This window comes from Tessaracoccus terricola, assembly GCF_054776555.1.
Window position 1 is genome coordinate 766,560 of sequence record NZ_BAAHBS010000001.1, and the last position, 16,537, is coordinate 783,096.

Here is a 16,537-nt window from a genome sequence, read left to right on the forward strand (position 1 = left end):
CTCCTTGCATCGGTGAACAAGGTTAATCGAGGCGGCGGCAAAGAGCACCATCGGGACGCGTGGTGAACACCTCTGGGACGCGTAGGCTTGGGGATGTGAGCGCAGACGAGACCCCCGCAGCCCCCCGCAAGGAGGGGGGAGGCTTCGGGCGGCTCACGTCGGTGGGCATCTTCGTGCTGGCCGGTTTCATGATCACCGTCTCGGCTGTCGCGGCCCGGGGCACCGATCTGCGCTCCGAGCGCAACGCCAGCCTGCAGGACCTGGTCGCCGCCCAGGCCATGACCAACGAGGACCTGCGGGACGAGGCGGAGTCCCTCCGTGCCGACGTCGAGCGGCTCGCCGCCGAGCAGGGCGTCGACGAGGAACTGACCCGGGGCCTGACCGCCGCGGGCCACGTCGCCTCCACCCTCCCCGTCGCGGGCCCTGGCGTGCGGGTGGTGCTGACCGACGCGCCGCTCGACGTGCGTCCGGCCGGCGTGGCCGACGACGCGCTGGTGGTGCACCAGCAGGACATCCAGGCGGTGGTGAACGCACTGTGGGCCGCCGGCGCCGAGGCCATGACCATCCAGGGCCAGCGCGTCATCGCCACCACAGGAATCAAGTGCGTGGGCAACTCCGTGGTCCTCCACGGCGTCCCGTACGCACCGCCCTACGTGATCGAGGCCATCGGCCCCACCGAGGCGATGGAGACCTCCCTGGACGAGTCCCGCGCGGTGCAGATCTACCTGCAGTACGTCGAGGCCTACGGCCTCGGGTTCGCCCAGTCCACCTTCGAGCGGGCCGAGTTTCCCGCCTTCGTCGGTGCCCTCAACGTCTCCGAGGCCACCATCACGCGGTGAGGCGGTGGAGCGGCGTTCGAGCTTCCCGGTGGTCGATTAGCGCCCGCGCTTCCCCCCCGCTGGTCGAGTAGCGCCCGCGAGGTACGAGTGGGCGCGTGTCGAGACCACCCGCGTCGAGACCCTCAGGCGCGCGACATGTTCGCCTGCACCAGGGGTGACAGGTGAGCGGCCCGCGCGGGGGCGTCGGCGTCGCCGCAGCGGACCAGCCAGTTGGCGAGCATCTGGTAGCCGCCCTCGGTGAGCACTGACTCGGGGTGGAACTGCACAGCGGCCATCGGCCACTCGGCGTGTTCGACGGCCATGATCACGCCGGAGTCGGTGCGGGCGGTGACCAGCAGTTCGTCGGGCAGGGTCTCGGCGACGATCGCAAGCGAGTGGTAGCGCGTGGTGCGGATGGGTGACGGCAGCCCGGCGAAGATGCCGGTAGCGTCGTGGAAGACCTGGGACACCTTGCCGTGGAGCAGCTCGGGAGCGCGGTCCACCGTCGCGCCGAGGGCGACGCCCATGGCTTGCAGCCCGAGGCAGACGCCGAAGATGGGCTTCGACGGGCCGAGCGTGCGGATCACGTCGATGCAGACCCCGGAGCGCTCGGGGGTGCCGGGGCCGGGTGACAACAGCACGCCGTCGAAGCCGGTGTGCCACTCGGGATGGCCGAAGCGGGCGTCGTCGTTGCGCCAGACCTCCACGTCCGCGCCGATCTCGCCCAGGTACTGGACGATGTTGTAAACGAACGAGTCGTAGTTGTCGATCACGAGGATTCTTGCCACGGGCCAATTCTGTCACGCCCATTGCGCCACCGCTCCGTCAATTCGCCACTGCTCGGCGGGTGGGGTGCTCTCGATGCTCGTGGTCTCGACACGCGCCCGCTCGTACCTCGCGGGCGCTACTCGACCAGCGGAGACACGGCGCTACTCGACCGGCGGGGGTGGCCGACGGGGACCGGCGAGGGGTCAGTCGGGGGTCTCGCTGCTGGTCGGCTGGTTGCCGGGGGCTCGGGCGATGGTGACCACGATCTCCGTGTCGGGGGCCACCTGTTCTCCGGCGGCGACGCTCTGCTCGATCACCGTGTTCGCGGGCTCGGAGTTGGTCTGCTCGTCGACGAAGCGGTAGTTCGTGAACCCGGCCTCGTCGAGGTCCGCGGACGCACGGTCCTGGGACAGTCCGAGGAGGTTGGGCACCTCGTTCAGCTGCGGCCCTACTGCCACGACCACCTCTATGGCGACAGTGGGCTCGATCCGCTCGCCCTCGACCGGAACCTGCCGGATCACGGTGCCGGGCTCGGCCTCGTCGGTCTGCTCCTCGGTCACGGTCAGCGCGGCGGTGAACCCGGCGTCGAACGCGATGGCGCGGGCCTCCTCGAGGGTGCTGCCCACCAGGTTCGGCACGGGGATGGTGGTGTCCACGGCCTCGGCGACCTTCACGTGGATGACCGTGCTGCGGTCCGGGGCGTCACCGGCCTGCGGGGTCTGGTCGAACACCACGCCGGGGGAGACCTCGCTGGTCTCCTCGTAGGTGACCTCGAGCGGCTCGGTGAAGCCGGCGTCCTTGGCCTCGTCCATGGCCACCTCGAGCGTGCGGCCGGTGAGGTCCGGGATGGGGGAGCGGCCGGTGGCGATCACCAGTTCGAGCTCACCGTCGGCGGGGATCTCGGCACCCTCGGCCGGGTCCACGACGGTCACGGTGCCGGCCACGGCGTCGACCGGCTCCTCCTGCCGGTTGGCGGGGTCGGCATCACGGACGGTCACGTTGGTGAAGCCGGCGTCCCCGAGCACGCGTTCGGCGTCGGCGCGCGGCATGCCGACGAGGTTGTCGGGAACGGTGAACAGCTCGATGCCGGTGCTGACGACGATCACCACCTCGGAACCCTTCTCGGCCTCGGTGTCGCCCTCGGGGCTCTGCCGGATGACCTCGCCCTCGTTGTCCTCGGTGCCGGGCTCCCGCTCCACCACCGGGACCAGCCCGGCCGCCTCGATCTGACCGCTGGCGAACACCTCGCTGGCACCCATGACGTTGGGGACGGTGACCATCTCCACCCGCGGCGTGCCGGGGTTGAGCAGCGCGATCAGCGCGATGACCATGCCGATCACCACCACGGCGGCCAGGGAGGCCAGGATGATGACCCCCTTGCGGGACTTCGGCTCCTCCTCGTCCTCCTCCAGTTCGCCTGGGGTGGGCGTGGGGCTGGGGGCGCTTGCGACGGCGGCGCGCTGGGCCACGTGCGTTGGGGCATCCGAGTGGTTGCCCAGCACCGCGGTCTGCTGCTCCATCCCGACCGGGGCCAGCAGCGCGTGCACGGACTCGCCGTTGATGGCGCGGGTGACGTCGGCGGCCATCTCGCGGGCGTCCTGGTAGCGGTCGCCCGGGTCCTTGGCGAGGGACTTCATCACGACGGCGTCCATGTCCGGGGTGATCTCGGAGTCCAGCTGGCTTGGCGGCACCGGGATCTCGCGGACGTGCTGGTAGGCGACGCTGACGGGCGAGTCGCCCTTGAACGGGGGCTGCGAGACGAGCAGCTCGTACAGCAGGCAGCCGACGGCGTAGATGTCGGAGCGGTTGTCCACCTTCTCGCCGCGCGCCTGCTCCGGGGAGAGGTACTGCGCGGTGCCGATCACGGCGGCGGTCTGCGTCATCGTCGCGGACGTGTCGGCGACGGCGCGGGCGATGCCGAAGTCCATCACCTTGACCGATCCCGACGGCGTCAGCATCACGTTGGCGGGCTTGATGTCGCGGTGGATGATGCCGGCGCGGTGGCTGTAGGCGAGGGCGTCGAGGACCCCCTTGGTGAACTCCAGCGCCCGCTCGGGCAGCACCTTGCGGCCGTCGCGCAGCACGTCACGCAGGGTGACGCCCTCGACGAGCTCCATCACGATGTAGGGAACGGACACGTCCGAGGACGGGTCCACCTCCTCGCCCGTGTCGTAGACCGCGACGATGTTGGGGTGGTTGAGACCTGCGGCGGACTGGGCTTCCCGGCGGAACCGTGCCTGGAAGGTGGGGTCGCTGGCCAGGTCCACGCGCAGACGCTTGACTGCGACGTCGCGGACGAGGCGGCGGTCACGGGCACGCCAGACTTCGGCCATGCCCCCTCGGCCGATGATCTGGTCGAGCTCGTAGCGCCCCTGGAGCACCGTGCCTCGCTCTGTCATCGCTTGGGTCCTTTCATCAGGTCAGGGTCCATTGTTTCCCATGTACCCGTCATTCGCGGAAACGCGTCATCGGAGCGCCTCCATGATTGCAGTGAAGATCGGGGCGGCCACGCGGCCCCCCGAGATGTCGTCGGGCTGGACGTCGGTGCTCTGCACGAAGGCGACGACGGCGACCGTCGGCTCCTCGGCGTACCCGACGAACCAGGCGTAGTTGGGGCGGTCCGGGCTCGACTGGGCCGTGCCAGTCTTGCCGCCGATCGTCATTCCGTCCACCTGGGCCGGGGTGCCCGTGCCGTCGGCCACGGTGGCCAGCATCATCTGCTGCAGCTGCACCGCCGTGCTCTCCGAGATGGGGCGGGTCAGTTCCGCCGGTGCCACGGACTCCAGCACGCGCAGGTCCCGTGAGGTGACCTCCTGGACCAGGTGCGGGCGCATCATGGCACCGTCGTTGGCGATGGCGGCCACCACCATCAGCATCTGCAGCGGCGAGGCGGCGACGTCGTACTGGCCGATGGAGCTGAGCGCGGTCTGCGCCTCGTCGAGCTCGTCGGGGAAGCGGGACGAGGCCGAGGGGATGTCGATGCCCAGGTCCGAGTCGAAGCCGAAGGCGCGGGCCGTGTCGCGCAGCGCGTCGGCGCCCACCTCCAGGCCGAGGGTGCCGAAGGCCGTGTTGCAGGAGGTCTTCATGGCCTGCTCGAGGGACACCTCGGTGCCGCCGCAGTTGGTGGAGTTGCCCATCGTGGAAGTGGAGTTGGGCAGGGGCAGCGACTGGGGGGCGTCGAGGACAGAGTCGATGGTCCAGCCGTTCTCCAGCGCCGCCGCAGCGGTCACCAGCTTGAATGTGGACCCGGGCGGGAACACCTCGCGCACAGCGCGGTTCTTCAGCGGCTCGTCGGGGGCGTTCAGGAGGGTGTTCCACGAATCGCGGGCGGCGCCGCGGTCCAAGGAGGCCAACAGGTTCGGGTCGTAGGTGGGGGTGGAGACCAGGGCGAGCACCTCGCCGGTGGTGTAGTCGATGGCGACGGCGGCGCCCTGTTGGTCGCCCAGCGCCCGGACGGCAGCGGCCTGCGCGTCGGGGTCGAGGGTGGTGGAGATGTTGGCGCCCTGCGGGGTGCGGCCGGCCAGGATGTCCAGGATGCGCTGGAACGCCTGCACGGAGCCGGTGCCGGACAGCTCCTCGTTGAACTGCTGCTCCAGGTTGCTGCGGCCGTAGTCGTAGGAGTACCAACCGGTCACCGAGCTCCACAGGTCCGGCTCGGGGTACTCGCGCATCCACCGGAAGGAGGAGTTGTCGGAGGGACTGGTGATGGCGATCGGCATGTTGCCGACGAGGATCGCACCCCGGTTCTGTGCGAACTCGGCGTCGCGGACGCGTCGGTTGCGGGAGTGCGCGTTCAGGTCGTCGCTGGCGACGACGGCGATGTAGGTCATGTTCAGCAGCAACGCCGCCATCATTAGGGCGACGAAGATGCTCACCTTGCGCAGGGGTCCGTTCACTTGGCGATCACCATCGTCGAGTCGTCGCCCACCAGCTCCTGCGGCGTGGCGGTGGCGGCCTGCGGCATCCGCGCCCGGTGCGAGATCACCAGCATGATGCCGACGATGATCCAGTTCGCCACCAGGCTTGAGCCGCCCTGGGACATGAACGGCGTCGTCAGGCCGGTGAGGGGGAGCAGGCGGGTGATGCCGCCGAGGATGGCGAAGACCTGCAGCGCGAACGTGAACGCCAGCCCGCCGGCCAGCAGCTTGCCGAAGCCGTCGGGGCAGGTCAGGGCCGCCTTCATGCCGCGGGCGATGATGAGGGCGTAGACGATGATGATGGCCATGAAGCCGACGATGCCGATCTCCTCGCCGAGGCTGGCGGCGATGAAGTCGCTCTTCGGCAGCGGGGTCAGGCCCGGGCGCCCGTTGCCCCAGCCACGGCCGAACAGGCCGGCCCACGCGAACCCGAACTGGGCGCTGATGATCTGCAGGTTGGCGTCGTAGTTGCTGAACGGGTCCAGCCAGGCGTTGACGCGGCGGGGCACGTGGTGGGTGAAGTTGTAGGCCAGCACTCCCGCGACGGCGAAGCCCAGGCCGGCGAGGATCGGCCAGGCCGGCCGCTCCGTCGCGATGTAGATCATCACGGCGAACAGGCCGAAGAACAGCAGGGCGGTGCCGAGGTCGTTCTGGAACACCATCACGGCCAGCGCCAGCAGCCACATCACGGCGATCGGGCCGAGGTCCCGGGCACGCGGCAGCTCCAGCCCGGCGAACCGCTTGCCGGCCAGCGCCAGGACGTCGCGCTTCTCGTAGAAGTAGGCGGCGAACGCGATGGCGAGCACGATCTTGGCCACCTCGGCCGGCTGGAAGCTGAACCCGGCGACGTTGATCCAGATCTGCGCGCCGCCCGAGGCGCGCCCGATGCCCGGCACCAGCGGCAGCAGCAGGAGGACCAGGCCGGCGATGAACAGCAGGTACGGGTAGCGCTGGAGGCGGCGGTGGTCGCGCAGCACCACCAGCACGCCGATGAACAGGGCGACGCCCAGACCGGTCCACACGAGCTGTTGCTCGGCGTCGTGGCGGATGACGTCGGGGATCTGGTCGATGCGGGCGATCATGGCCAGGCCCAGCCCGTTGAGCAGGAACACGCACGGCAGGATCAACGGATCCGCCCACGGCAGCCGGATCCGGACCGCGAGGTGGGCGAGGATGCCCATGCCGAACCAGATGCCGGCGGCCACGGCGAGGTTCTCGGGGAGTGCGCTGTAGAGGGTGAGGTGGGTCACCACCCAGCCGCCCAGGCCGAAGGTCTGGGCGAACAGGATCAGGAGCAGTTCGGCGTTGCGCCACTGGCGGTGCACCACCACGTCCCCCGTGGCCGCCGGCTGCTTGGTGACGGACATCACCGGCAGGCCTCCGGATCGGCTTCCTCGGTGGCGGTCGGGGTGATCGGCGCGAGGTAGGTGGGGTAGTTCGGCTGTCCCGTCGACAGCCCCGACGGCGAGGGCTGCGGCTCGGGGTTGGGCGTCGGGTCGGGGCGGTTGTCGCGCTCCTCACGGGCCTCCACGCAGCGGGCGGCGAAGTCGGCGAGCTGGTCCGCGGTGGCCTCCGCCCGCTCCAGGCTGGGGACGCCGATGGTGTTGGCGACGGCGCGCTGGTAGAACGTCGGCAGGTCCGCCACCTGCGTGTCGCGGACCTCCACCAGCACGTTCAGCTCCTGCCCTAGCAGCGAGCCGGGCAGGCCGTTGTAGATGCCGACGAAGCCCTCGGCGTCGGCGAGGAAGTAGCGGGACTTGGCGTAGGCGGTCACGCCCCAGGCCGCGCCGCCGAGCACCAGCGCGATGGCCAGCACCGCGGCCAGGATCCCGGGCCAGCGCCGGTGCGGCGTGGGGTCGGGGGCGTAGCGGGCGCGCTCGGACTCGTCGTGGTCGTCGTCATCGTCGGCCTCCGCCGGCGAGTCCTCCGGGGACGGGGAGTCGGGGAAGGCGGTGTGCCGGTACTCGTCTGCCAGCTCGTCGGGATCGGGGATGTCGCGCTCGATCGCTGAGCCCACCAGCAGCGGGGCGACGGCGTCGAGGGCCTCGTCGACGTCCACCACCTCCGCCAGCACCACGGTGATGTTGTCGTGGCCGCCGGCGTTGTTGGCCGCCTCCGCCAAGTCCGCCGTGGCACGGTCCAGGTCATCGAGGGCCAGCAGTTCGGCGATCTCGTCGTCGTCGATGAGGCCGCTGAGACCGTCGGAGCAGAACAGGAACCGGTCCCCGAGCTCGACGTCCACCGTCGAGTAGTCCGGGGTCATCGTCGCGTGCCCGTTGAGGACCTTGAGGATCAGCGAGCGGTGCGGGTGGGTGGCGGCCTGCTCGGGGGTGAGGCGGCCCGAGTCGATCAGGGACTGCACCCAGGAGTGGTCGTGGGTGAGCTGGGTGAGTTCGCCGTCGCGCAGGACGTAACAGCGGGAGTCGCCGATGTGGGCCATGCCCAACTGCGTGCCGGAGAACATGGCGCCGCAGAAGGTGGTGCCCATGCCGTCGAGGGTGGGGTCCGCCTCCACCAGTTCGGCGAGCTTCGCGTTGGCGCGGGTGACCACGTCCTTGATGTGGTCCACCATCGCGTCGCCCTCGAGGCGCTCGTCGGAGCGGCTGGCCTCCACCGCGGCCACCGCCGAGGCCAGGTCACCTGCAGCCGCGCCGCCCATGCCGTCGGCGACGAGCAGCATGTTCGGTGACGCGTAGCCGGCGTCCTGGTTGTTCTTGCGCACCCTGCCCACCTCGGAGTGGGCGCGGAAGTCGAGGGAGAATGCCACTGGCTCAGACCTCCAGCCGCATCAGGGTCTTGCCGATGCGGATCACGTCACCGACGGTCACGGGGGTCGGTTCGCTCACGCGGCGGCCGTTGACGTAGGTGCCGTTGGTGGAGCCCAGGTCCGTCAGGACCCAGGTGATGGCGTCGGCCTGCACCAGTTGGGCGTGGCGTGCCGAGGCGTAGTCGTCGTCGAGGTTGAACGTGCTGTCTGCGGCGCGGCCGAGGTTGATGGTGGGCTCGATCGGCACGGACAGGCCCTGCTGGGTGCCCTGCGTCACGGCGAACCGGGTGGGGGTGCGGGAGCGCCGGCCGTGGCCCGGGCCGTCGGCGGGATGGGCCTTGAGCGTGTCCGCCCTAACCCGCTTGCCGAACATGTCCCGCCTGATGACGTCTGCGACGAACAGGATGAACAGCCACAGGAGGATCAGGAAGACGATTCGGATCGCCGCGACGATGAGGTCACTCATTCACTGCTCCGACGGAGAGTGCACCAGCATCCTTGTGTTGCCGATCTCGATCCGCGAGCCGTCGAAGAGCTGGATCTCCTGGATTCGGCTGCCATTGACGATGATTCCGTTCGTTGAGCCGAGGTCCTCGATGGAGACCGACGGTGCGTCGGGGGTGCCGGTGACGGTCACCAGCGCGTGGCGACGGGACACGCCCGGGTCGTTGATGCGCAGGTCCGCCTCCGAGCCGCGTCCGATCACCAGGCCCGGCGGGCGCAGCGGGTGGCGCACGCCGTTGACCTCGAGCACCAGGCCGCGGGCGGGACGGTGGAGCGACGCGGGGGTGCGCTCACCGGCGCCGGCGCCGTCGCCCGATGAGTCGGAGACCGCCTCACTGGCCACCTTGAACTGGCCGGTGGGCAGCGACTTGTCGAGCTCGTAGTTGATGGAGATCGGGCCGTTGAACACGTACTGCCGTTCGGCGGCGTGCTCGCGCAGGCCCGGGACGATCTCCGCGTTCAGCGTCTTCGAGTAGGGGAAGAGCCGGTTGTAGTCGTGCGGCGACAGGGAGATGGTGAAGTCGTTGGGCACCAAGCGACGGTCCCGGCTCAGCAGTTTCGCCTCCGCGTCGAGCTCACGCTGGATGCCGGCAGCGATCTCGACCGGCTGCACGTCGCCCTTGAAAGCGCGCGCGAACACCTTGTCGACAGCGGCGCCGATCCTCTTCTCGGCGCGGTCGAACACACCCATCCTGACCCCCTTCCAGCGGTCACACCGGCTTTCAGCTTACCCAGACCCCTGCCTCGCACAGGAATCAGCCACGCGACGCGCCGTCACCTGAACCACTGGTCGAGGTTCTGCCCACAGCGCATAAGTCCTAGTCGCGACCGAGCAGCTCCCAGTGCCGTGGCCCCTGCGTCGTGCCTGCCCCCGCCGTCGCCACGACGCAGGTCTCCCTGCTCGTGGACCTCGGTCCGACGGCGTGGGTCGGTGCCTGCGGCCGCGCCGTCGCCCAGTGGCCCGACCCGACACGCCGAAGATTTCCAGCGGAAGGGGCACCGGTGCCCCTTCCGACGATTCCACTCGGCGAGTCGTGTCAAGCTGGTGCGACGGTGGGGTTGCGCGTTGCGGGCATGCCCCGTCGCGGGGTGCCGGAGGGTCACGCAAAGGCAAATGTGGGTTCATGTCTGAATCAGTCCGAGAAACCCTTGACACGGACACAAACAAAGGTGAGGATGTCCGTATCGCTCCGATGTGGGGGCGGTTACCAGTCCGGAACAGCGAAGTTCAGAAAGGGTGAGCGCAATGGCACCCACCGACGTACTGCCAGATGCGAGAGTCAACAAGAACCTCGAGGGCAGGGGCTTCCGCGCCCGCGTCCAGAAGTTCGGCGGCTTCCTCGCCGGCATGATCATGCCCAACATCGGCGCCTTCATCGCATGGGGCCTCCTGACGGCACTGTTCATCCCAGACGGATGGCTGCCCAACGAGACGCTGGCCACGATGGTCGGCCCGATGATCACCTACCTGCTGCCGATCCTCATCGGCTACACCGCCGGCCGCATCGTCCACGGCCAGCGCGGCGCCGTCATCGGCGCCATCGCAACCATGGGCGTCGTCGTCGGCTCGGACGTGCCGATGTTCCTCGGCGCCATGATCATCGCCCCCATCTCGGCGTGGCTGCTGAAGAAGTTCGACAAGCTCATCGAGGGCAGGATCGCCAGCGGCTTCGAGATGCTCGTGGACAACTTCTCCCTCGGCATCCTCGGCATGCTGATGGCCATCCTCGGCCGCCTCGGCATCGGCCCCGTCGTCAACACCCTCGTGGGTTGGCTGGGCTCGGGCGTGGGCTTCCTGGTGGAGAACGGCCTGCTGCCGCTGGCGTCGATCTTCGTCGAGCCCGCCAAGGTGCTGTTCCTCAACAACGCAATCAACCACGGCGTGCTGACGCCGCTGGGCGCCGCCGAGTCCCAGGAGTTGGGTAAGTCCATCCTGTTCATGGTGGAGTCCAACCCCGGCCCCGGCCTCGGCATCCTGTGCGCCTTCCTGGTGTTCGGCCCCAAGGCCCTGCGCGGCTCCACCCCCGGCGCCATCATCATCCACTTCCTCGGCGGTATCCACGAGATCTACTTCCCCTACATCCTCGCCAAGCCGGTCCTGATCGTCGCCGCCATCGCCGGTGGCATGTCCGGCCTGTTCGTTGGCGGCATCCTGAACGCGGGCCTGGTCTCGGCCGCCTCGCCCGGCAGCATCCTCGCCTACCTGGCAGTCACGCCGCGTGGCGGATTCGTGCCGGTCCTGGCCGCCGTCGCCGCCGCCGCCATCGTGTCCTTCGTGGTGGCCTCGCTGCTCCTCGGGTTCGGCCGCAAGGGCGACGACGAGGTGGACGCCGCCACCGCTGAGGCCGCCGGTGCCGCCGCAGCCTCCGCCACGGCCGCCGCCTCCGGTGACGTCGAGCCGGCACACGCCGCCACCACCACCGCCACCCGCTCCATCAACGGCAAGGACGTGAAGGAACTCGTCGTGGCCTGCGACGCGGGCATGGGCTCGTCGGTGATGGTCACCGGCGCCATGAAGAAGCGGCTCAAGCCCTACGACATTGATGTGCGGCACTCACCGGTCAACGACCTCCCGCCGGACACCGAACTGGTGATGTGCCAGTCCGGGCTGGTGGACCGGGTCCGCGGCATCGCCCCCAACGCCGTGGTGGTCCCCTTCGAACAGTTCGTCGGAGACCCCGCCTTCGCAAGGCTCGAAGAGCAGATCAAGAACGGAGAGAACATTGAATGACGTCATGACCGCCCAGTCCATCCGGCTCGGCCAGAGCGCCACGGACAAGGACGACGCCATCCGGCAGTGCGGAGCCCTCCTCGTCGAGTTGGGCGCCGCCTCCCAGGAGTACGCCGAGGCCCTGTTCGACCGCGAGAAGCAGGTCTCCACCTTCCTCGGCGAGGGCGTGGCCATCCCGCACGGCACCAACGAGTCCCGCCTCCACATCAAGAAGACCGCCCTCGGGTTCATCCAGTTCCCCGACGGCGTGGACTGGGCGGGCAACACCGTCAACGTCTGCATCCCCATCGCCAGCAACTCCGACGAACACGTGGACATTCTGGCCGCCCTCGCCGAGGTCCTGATGGACCCGGACAAGGCCGCCAAGCTCCGCAGCTCCGGCAGCGTCGACGAGGTGCTGGGCCTGCTGGGCGGCATCGGATCGGAGGACTGAGTCATGAAGGCACTGCGCTTCTACGCACCAGAAGACCTCCGGCTGGAGGACGTCCCCGAGCCCACACCCGCCGCCGACGAGGTCAAGATCCGGGTCCGCAACTGCTCCACCTGCGGCACCGACGTCAAGATCCGCAAGAACGGCCACCCCAACCTCTCGCCGCCGCGCACCATCGGCCACGAGATCGCCGGTGAGATCACCGAGATCGGCGCCGACGTCGCCGGCGACTGGAACGTGGGGGACCGCGTCCAGGTGATCGCAGCCGTCCCGTGCGGTGACTGCCACGAGTGCCGCAAGGGCTGGATGGCCGTGTGCCAGAACCAGACCTCGGTGGGCTACCAGTACGACGGCGGGTTCGCCGAGTACATGATCGTCCCCCGCGAGGTGCTCAAGGTGGACGGCATGAACCGCATCCCCGACGGCGTCAGCTTCGCCGAGGCTTCTGCCGCGGAGCCGTTCGCCTGCGCCATCAACGCGCAGGAGCAGCTCGGCATCGAGGAGGGCGACACCGTCGTCATCTTCGGCGCCGGCCCGATCGGCTGCATGCACGTCCGGATCGCCCGCGGCGTGCACAAGGTGGGGCGGGTCATTCTCGTCGACATCAACGCCGAACGGCTCCAGATGAGCGCCGACGCGGTGCAGCCCGACGTGGTCATCAACAGCGCCGAGACCGACGTCGTCGAGGAGGTCATGAAGCTCACCGACGGCCGCGGCGCCGACGTCATCATCACCGCCACGCCGGCCAACGTCACCCAGGAGCAGGCCGTGGCCATGGCTGCCCGCAACGGCCGGATCAGCTTCTTCGGCGGCCTGCCGAAGACGGATCCGATCATCTCGCTGGACTCCAACGTCGTCCACTACCGGCAGCTCCACATCCACGGCGCCAACGGGTCCGCGCCCGAGCACAACAAGCGGGCCCTCGCCTACATCGCCTCGGGGGAGGTGCCCGTCGCCGACCTCATCACCAAGCGCGTCCCGCTTTCGCAAGTCATGGACGTGTTTGAGATCGTTGCAAAGGGCGAGGCGATCAAGGTGACCGTCGAGCCCTGACAAGGGAAGGCAGCGCAAATGACCAGCTCCAGCAACATCCGCCACCTCTACGCGGCGCAGCGGCACGACAGGATCGTGGCCGAGGCGCGCGCGGAGGGGCGCGTGGACGTCAGCGGGCTGGCCGAGCGGCTGAAGGTCACGCCGGAGACCGTCCGGCGCGACCTCACCCTCCTCGAACGGCGCGGCCTGGTGCGGCGCGTCCACGGCGGTGCGCTGCCGGTGACGCTCACCGAGCACGAACCCACCGTCACCGAACGGCTGGGGCGCAGCACCGCGGAGAAGGAACGGATCGCCATGAAGGCGGTCCAGGAGCTCCCCGAGGAGGGCGTCATCCTGCTCGACGCGGGCACCTCAACGCTGGCCCTGGCACGGGTGCTGCCCAACCGCCACGGCCTGTCGGTGGTGACCAACTCCGTCACCATCGCCGCCACGCTGATGGAACGCGCCAACCTCACCGTCCACGTGCTGGGCGGCCGGATCCGGGGCCGCACCGGTGCCGCCGTCGGCTCGTGGGCCATGAAGGCGCTGGCGGACCTCGCAATCGACGTCGTCTTCCTCGGCGCCAACGGCTTCACCCTGGACCGGGGCTTCACCACCCCCGACGAGGTGGAGGCCGACGTCAAGCGGGCCATGGTGGCTGCGGCGCGCCGCTCCATCGTGCTGGCCGACGCCACCAAGGCCGGCCAGGTGCACTTCCAGCGGTTCGCCACGCCGTCGGACATCGAACTCCTGATCACCGATGAACGCCTCGACGACGAAACGGTCGACGCGTTCGAGGACGCCGGCGCGGAGGTGCTCAGAGCATGATCGTCACCCTCACCCCCAACCCCAGCATCGACCGCACCATCGCCGTCGACCACCTCGAAGTCGGCGAGGTCAACCGCGCCCACTCCGTCCTGATCGACCCGGGCGGCAAGGGCGTCAACGTCTCGCGCGCCCTGGCCGCCAACGGGGCCGAGACCTTGGCCATCCTCCCCCTGGGAGGTCCCGACGGCGATCTCCACAGCTCCCTTCTCGACGCCGCGGGCCTGGCCCACGCGGCGGTCGGGATCGACGGCAACACCCGCACCAACGTCGCGATCGTCGACCCGCGCGGCCGCACCACCAAGGTCAACGAGCCGGGGCCAGAGCTCAGCGAGGTGGAGGTGGCCGCGCTGCGCGCCGCCATCCCCAGTGACGCCGAGTGGGTGGTGCTGTGCGGGAGCCTGCCGCGCGGCACCGACGTGACGCTGTTCACCGACCTGGTGGCCGGTCATCGGGGCCGGGTGGTGGTGGACACCTCAGGACCGCCGCTGGCCGCCACCGTGGCCGCCTCCCCTTACCTGGTCAAGCCGAACCGGGAGGAGCTCGAGGAATTGGTCGGGCGGAGCCTGGCCACACTCGGCGACGTCCGGGCGGCGTGCCGGGAACTGGTGGCCGGTGGCATCGCCGTCGTGGTGGCCAGCCTCGGAGCCGACGGTGCACTCCTGACCACCGCCGACGGCGCCTGGCTGGCCAAAGCGCCCGTCGAGAACCCGCTGTCCACCGTCGGTGCCGGTGATTGCCTGCTGGCCGGGGTGCTCTCCGCGCTGGCGGCGGACCTGCCTCCAGCCGAGGTGATCGCCCGCGGAGTGGCGTGGGGGTCGGCCGCCGTCTCCCTGCCGGGGAGCCAGGTCCCGGGTCCCGCCGACATCGAGCGGATCGCCGTCGCGGCCCTGGAGATCGACGACGCGTTGCCCCTGACGGACTGAGCCCCCCGCTGTTCGTCGGATGGCTCTACTTGGCGATTCCCTGCTTATGGCGCAATCTCGCGGCTCCGCAAACGCTTTCGGTGGCGTCAAGTCCAATGAGCGCTCTGATATCAGGGAAGTGTTGCGTGGGCGGTCATCCCGCCACGGCGGCGCGGTGTCCAGCTCCGGTGGCCCATCCGCCGGCTCATACTGCTTCGGACACTCCGGCCTGTCGGACCGCACCAAGGGAAACGACGTTTCCCTGATATCAGAGCACTCGTTGGACCTGATCGCGAAGAGAGCGCTCTCTAAGGGAGAGAATGCGGCACCAGCAGGGAATCACCGAGTAGACCGCTCGCCGACTTCCGCCGGAAGGGCGAGCAGCTCAGGCGTTGAGCGTCGCCCAAGGGAAGTCATGTATGGCGCGCGCATAGGCGGCGAGGATCTCCTGCGACCCCTCCAGTGCACTCAACGACTCGTCGGCCACGCGGGCCTCGACCTTGGCCGCCACCCCGCGCACCTCGGGCGAGGTCCGCAGGGACTCGAGCAGTTCCTCCCGCACCATGTTCCACAGCCAGTCGCGCTGCTGTGCGAGGCGACGCTCGGCCAGCCCGCCGTCGGCGTCGAGCTCGTCACGGTGTTTGACGACGGCGTCCCACACCTCGTCGAGCCCGGCACCGGTGTAGGACGAGCAGGTCAGCACCGGGGCGCGGCGCTTCTCGTTGTCCGAGGTGACCAGCTTCATCGCGATGCTCAGCTCGCGCGCCGCCACGCGGGCGGCGGTCTCGTTGTCGCCGTCGGCCTTGGTGATGGCGATCACGTCGGCGAGTTCGAGGATGCCGCGCTTGATGCCCTGCAACTGGTCGCCGGTGCGGGCCACCTGCAGCATCAGGAACGTGTCCACCATCCCGGACACCGCCACCTCGGACTGCCCGACCCCGACGGTCTCCACCAGCACGACGTCGTAGCCCGCGGCCTCCAGCACCAGCATCGACTCCCGCGTGGCCCGGGCGACGCCACCCAGGTGTCCCGCGGACGGCGAGGGCCGCACGAACGCCTCGGGGCGGTTGGCGAGGTCCGCCATCCGGGTGCGGTCGCCAAGGATGGAACCGCCGGTCCGCGACGACGACGGGTCCACTGCCAGCACCGCCACCTGGTGGTCGTGCTCGGTGATCAGCTTCACGCCCATGGCGTCGATGAACGTTGACTTGCCCGCGCCCGGGACACCGGAGATGCCGACGCGGAACGCGCCGCCCGTGCGCGGTGCCAGCAGCTTCAGCAGTTGGTGTGCCCGCTCCCGGTGCTCGGGCTTGGTGGACTCCACGAGCGTGATGGCGCGCGCCACGTGTCCGCGTGACCCCTCCGCCACCTTCTCCGCCAGCTCTTCCACACTGAGATTGCGCACGTGGCCAGCCTATCGTCGGCACTTCTGGCGAGGGGCCCGGGGTGGGTGGTGACCAGCTCCGGCGACACGCCTCGGGAGCTGCACTGGAGGCCAGCCACTCGGCGTGTCGCCGGAATTAGTCACCACCCCTCCCGTCAAGGTCGCCCGGGACCACCCCTCCCGGAGACGCGACGCGGGCCCGGCCGTCTGGCGACGAACCGGGCCCGCGAGTCCCTTCCAGGTTGTGCGGTCAGCCCCCGGACTTGCGGCGGAAGACGCGCTTGGCGCCCGCCGGTCCGTGGGCGTGACCACCGGTCTCACGTTCCGCGTCGACCCGGGCCCGTCCCTCGTGCTCTGCAGCCTTCTTGCGCTCCAGAGCCTGACGCATGGCCTCCTTCGGGTCCAGCGGCGCTGCTGTGTCGTTGGAATCACTCATGCCAGCAAGCGTACTTCGCT

At 69.6% G+C, this 16,537-nt stretch carries 13 protein-coding genes and 1 pseudogene; 5 read left to right on the forward strand and 9 right to left on the reverse strand.

The features are described 5' to 3' along the window. The first annotated feature begins 95 nt into the window (after positions 1-95). Positions 96-839 carry a DUF881 domain-containing protein gene (locus ACYU7G_RS03365; protein ID WP_461104756.1) on the forward strand — a complete coding sequence of 248 codons (744 nt, stop codon included), beginning with the start codon at positions 96-98 and terminating at the stop codon, positions 837-839. Positions 840-961: 122 nt separating this feature from the next. Here the strand turns inward: ACYU7G_RS03365 and ACYU7G_RS03370 are convergent, their stop codons facing one another. The 7 genes from ACYU7G_RS03370 to ACYU7G_RS03400 all read right to left on the reverse strand — a co-directional run bounded on the left by ACYU7G_RS03370 (position 962) and on the right by ACYU7G_RS03400 (position 9,465). Further along, positions 962-1,606 carry an aminodeoxychorismate/anthranilate synthase component II gene (locus ACYU7G_RS03370; protein WP_461104758.1) on the reverse strand — a complete coding sequence of 215 codons (645 nt, stop codon included), beginning with the start codon at positions 1,604-1,606 and terminating at the stop codon, positions 962-964. 183 nt (positions 1,607-1,789) lie between these two features. Beyond that, on the reverse strand, positions 1,790-3,985 hold the full coding sequence (gene pknB, locus ACYU7G_RS03375; RefSeq protein ID WP_461104760.1) for a Stk1 family PASTA domain-containing Ser/Thr kinase: 2,196 nt from the start codon (positions 3,983-3,985) through the stop codon (positions 1,790-1,792). A gap of 66 nt (positions 3,986-4,051) precedes the next feature. Further along, a complete protein-coding gene (locus ACYU7G_RS03380) occupies positions 4,052-5,482 on the reverse strand; it encodes a peptidoglycan D,D-transpeptidase FtsI family protein (RefSeq protein ID WP_461104762.1) in 1,431 nt (476 codons plus the stop codon). Next, positions 5,479-6,870: an FtsW/RodA/SpoVE family cell cycle protein gene (locus ACYU7G_RS03385; protein WP_461104764.1), complete on the reverse strand. Its 1,392-nt coding sequence runs from the start codon at positions 6,868-6,870 to the stop codon at positions 5,479-5,481. The genes ACYU7G_RS03380 and ACYU7G_RS03385 overlap by 4 nt, the downstream gene beginning before the upstream one ends. Further along, complete coding sequence (locus ACYU7G_RS03390) at positions 6,870-8,270, reverse strand: PP2C family protein-serine/threonine phosphatase (RefSeq protein WP_461104766.1); 1,401 nt, start codon at positions 8,268-8,270, stop codon at positions 6,870-6,872. Before ACYU7G_RS03390 ends, ACYU7G_RS03385 begins: the two co-directional genes overlap by 1 nt. A 4-nt stretch (positions 8,271-8,274) precedes the next feature. Beyond that, a complete protein-coding gene (locus ACYU7G_RS03395) occupies positions 8,275-8,736 on the reverse strand; it encodes an FHA domain-containing protein FhaB/FipA (protein ID WP_461104768.1) in 462 nt (153 codons plus the stop codon). Continuing rightward, positions 8,737-9,465: an FhaA domain-containing protein gene (locus ACYU7G_RS03400; protein ID WP_461104770.1), complete on the reverse strand. Its 729-nt coding sequence runs from the start codon at positions 9,463-9,465 to the stop codon at positions 8,737-8,739. Positions 9,466-10,020: 555 nt separating this feature from the next. Between ACYU7G_RS03400 and ACYU7G_RS03405 the strand changes: the two are divergent. The 4 genes and pseudogenes from ACYU7G_RS03405 (at position 10,021) to pfkB (ending at position 14,718) form a co-directional block, all read left to right on the forward strand. After that, positions 10,021-11,938, forward strand: a pseudogene (locus tag ACYU7G_RS03405) (PTS mannitol transporter subunit IICBA). 3 nt (positions 11,939-11,941) lie between these two features. Next, positions 11,942-12,988: a zinc-dependent dehydrogenase gene (locus tag ACYU7G_RS03410; protein WP_461104772.1), complete on the forward strand. Its 1,047-nt coding sequence runs from the start codon at positions 11,942-11,944 to the stop codon at positions 12,986-12,988. Between the two features lie 18 nt (positions 12,989-13,006). Then, a complete protein-coding gene (locus ACYU7G_RS03415) occupies positions 13,007-13,795 on the forward strand; it encodes a DeoR/GlpR family DNA-binding transcription regulator (RefSeq protein WP_461104774.1) in 789 nt (262 codons plus the stop codon). Continuing rightward, on the forward strand, positions 13,792-14,718 hold the full coding sequence (gene pfkB, locus ACYU7G_RS03420; protein WP_461104776.1) for a 1-phosphofructokinase: 927 nt from the start codon (positions 13,792-13,794) through the stop codon (positions 14,716-14,718). The genes ACYU7G_RS03415 and pfkB overlap by 4 nt, the downstream gene beginning before the upstream one ends. A 364-nt stretch (positions 14,719-15,082) precedes the next feature. Here the strand turns inward: pfkB and meaB are convergent, their stop codons facing one another. Next, a complete protein-coding gene (meaB, locus tag ACYU7G_RS03425; RefSeq protein ID WP_461104778.1) occupies positions 15,083-16,102 on the reverse strand; it encodes a methylmalonyl Co-A mutase-associated GTPase MeaB in 1,020 nt (339 codons plus the stop codon). Between the two features lie 229 nt (positions 16,103-16,331). Next, complete coding sequence (locus ACYU7G_RS03430) at positions 16,332-16,517, reverse strand: DUF5302 domain-containing protein (protein ID WP_461104780.1); 186 nt, start codon at positions 16,515-16,517, stop codon at positions 16,332-16,334. Positions 16,518-16,537 lie beyond the last annotated feature (20 nt).

Bases quoted from the DNA above. Each gene is read 5' to 3' on its own strand.
- pknB (WP_461104760.1), bottom strand. From the start codon at position 3,985: ATGACAGAGCGAGGCACGGTGCTCCAGGGGCGCTACGAGCTCGACCAG.
- ACYU7G_RS03385 (WP_461104764.1), bottom strand. From the start codon at position 6,870: ATGTCCGTCACCAAGCAGCCGGCGGCCACGGGGGACGTGGTGGTGCAC.
- ACYU7G_RS03395 (WP_461104768.1), bottom strand. From the start codon at position 8,736: ATGAGTGACCTCATCGTCGCGGCGATCCGAATCGTCTTCCTGATCCTC.
- ACYU7G_RS03400 (WP_461104770.1), bottom strand. From the start codon at position 9,465: ATGGGTGTGTTCGACCGCGCCGAGAAGAGGATCGGCGCCGCTGTCGAC.
- ACYU7G_RS03410 (WP_461104772.1), top strand. From the start codon at position 11,942: ATGAAGGCACTGCGCTTCTACGCACCAGAAGACCTCCGGCTGGAGGAC.
- ACYU7G_RS03415 (WP_461104774.1), top strand. From the start codon at position 13,007: ATGACCAGCTCCAGCAACATCCGCCACCTCTACGCGGCGCAGCGGCAC.
- pfkB (WP_461104776.1), top strand. From the start codon at position 13,792: ATGATCGTCACCCTCACCCCCAACCCCAGCATCGACCGCACCATCGCC.
- ACYU7G_RS03430 (WP_461104780.1), bottom strand. From the start codon at position 16,517: ATGAGTGATTCCAACGACACAGCAGCGCCGCTGGACCCGAAGGAGGCC.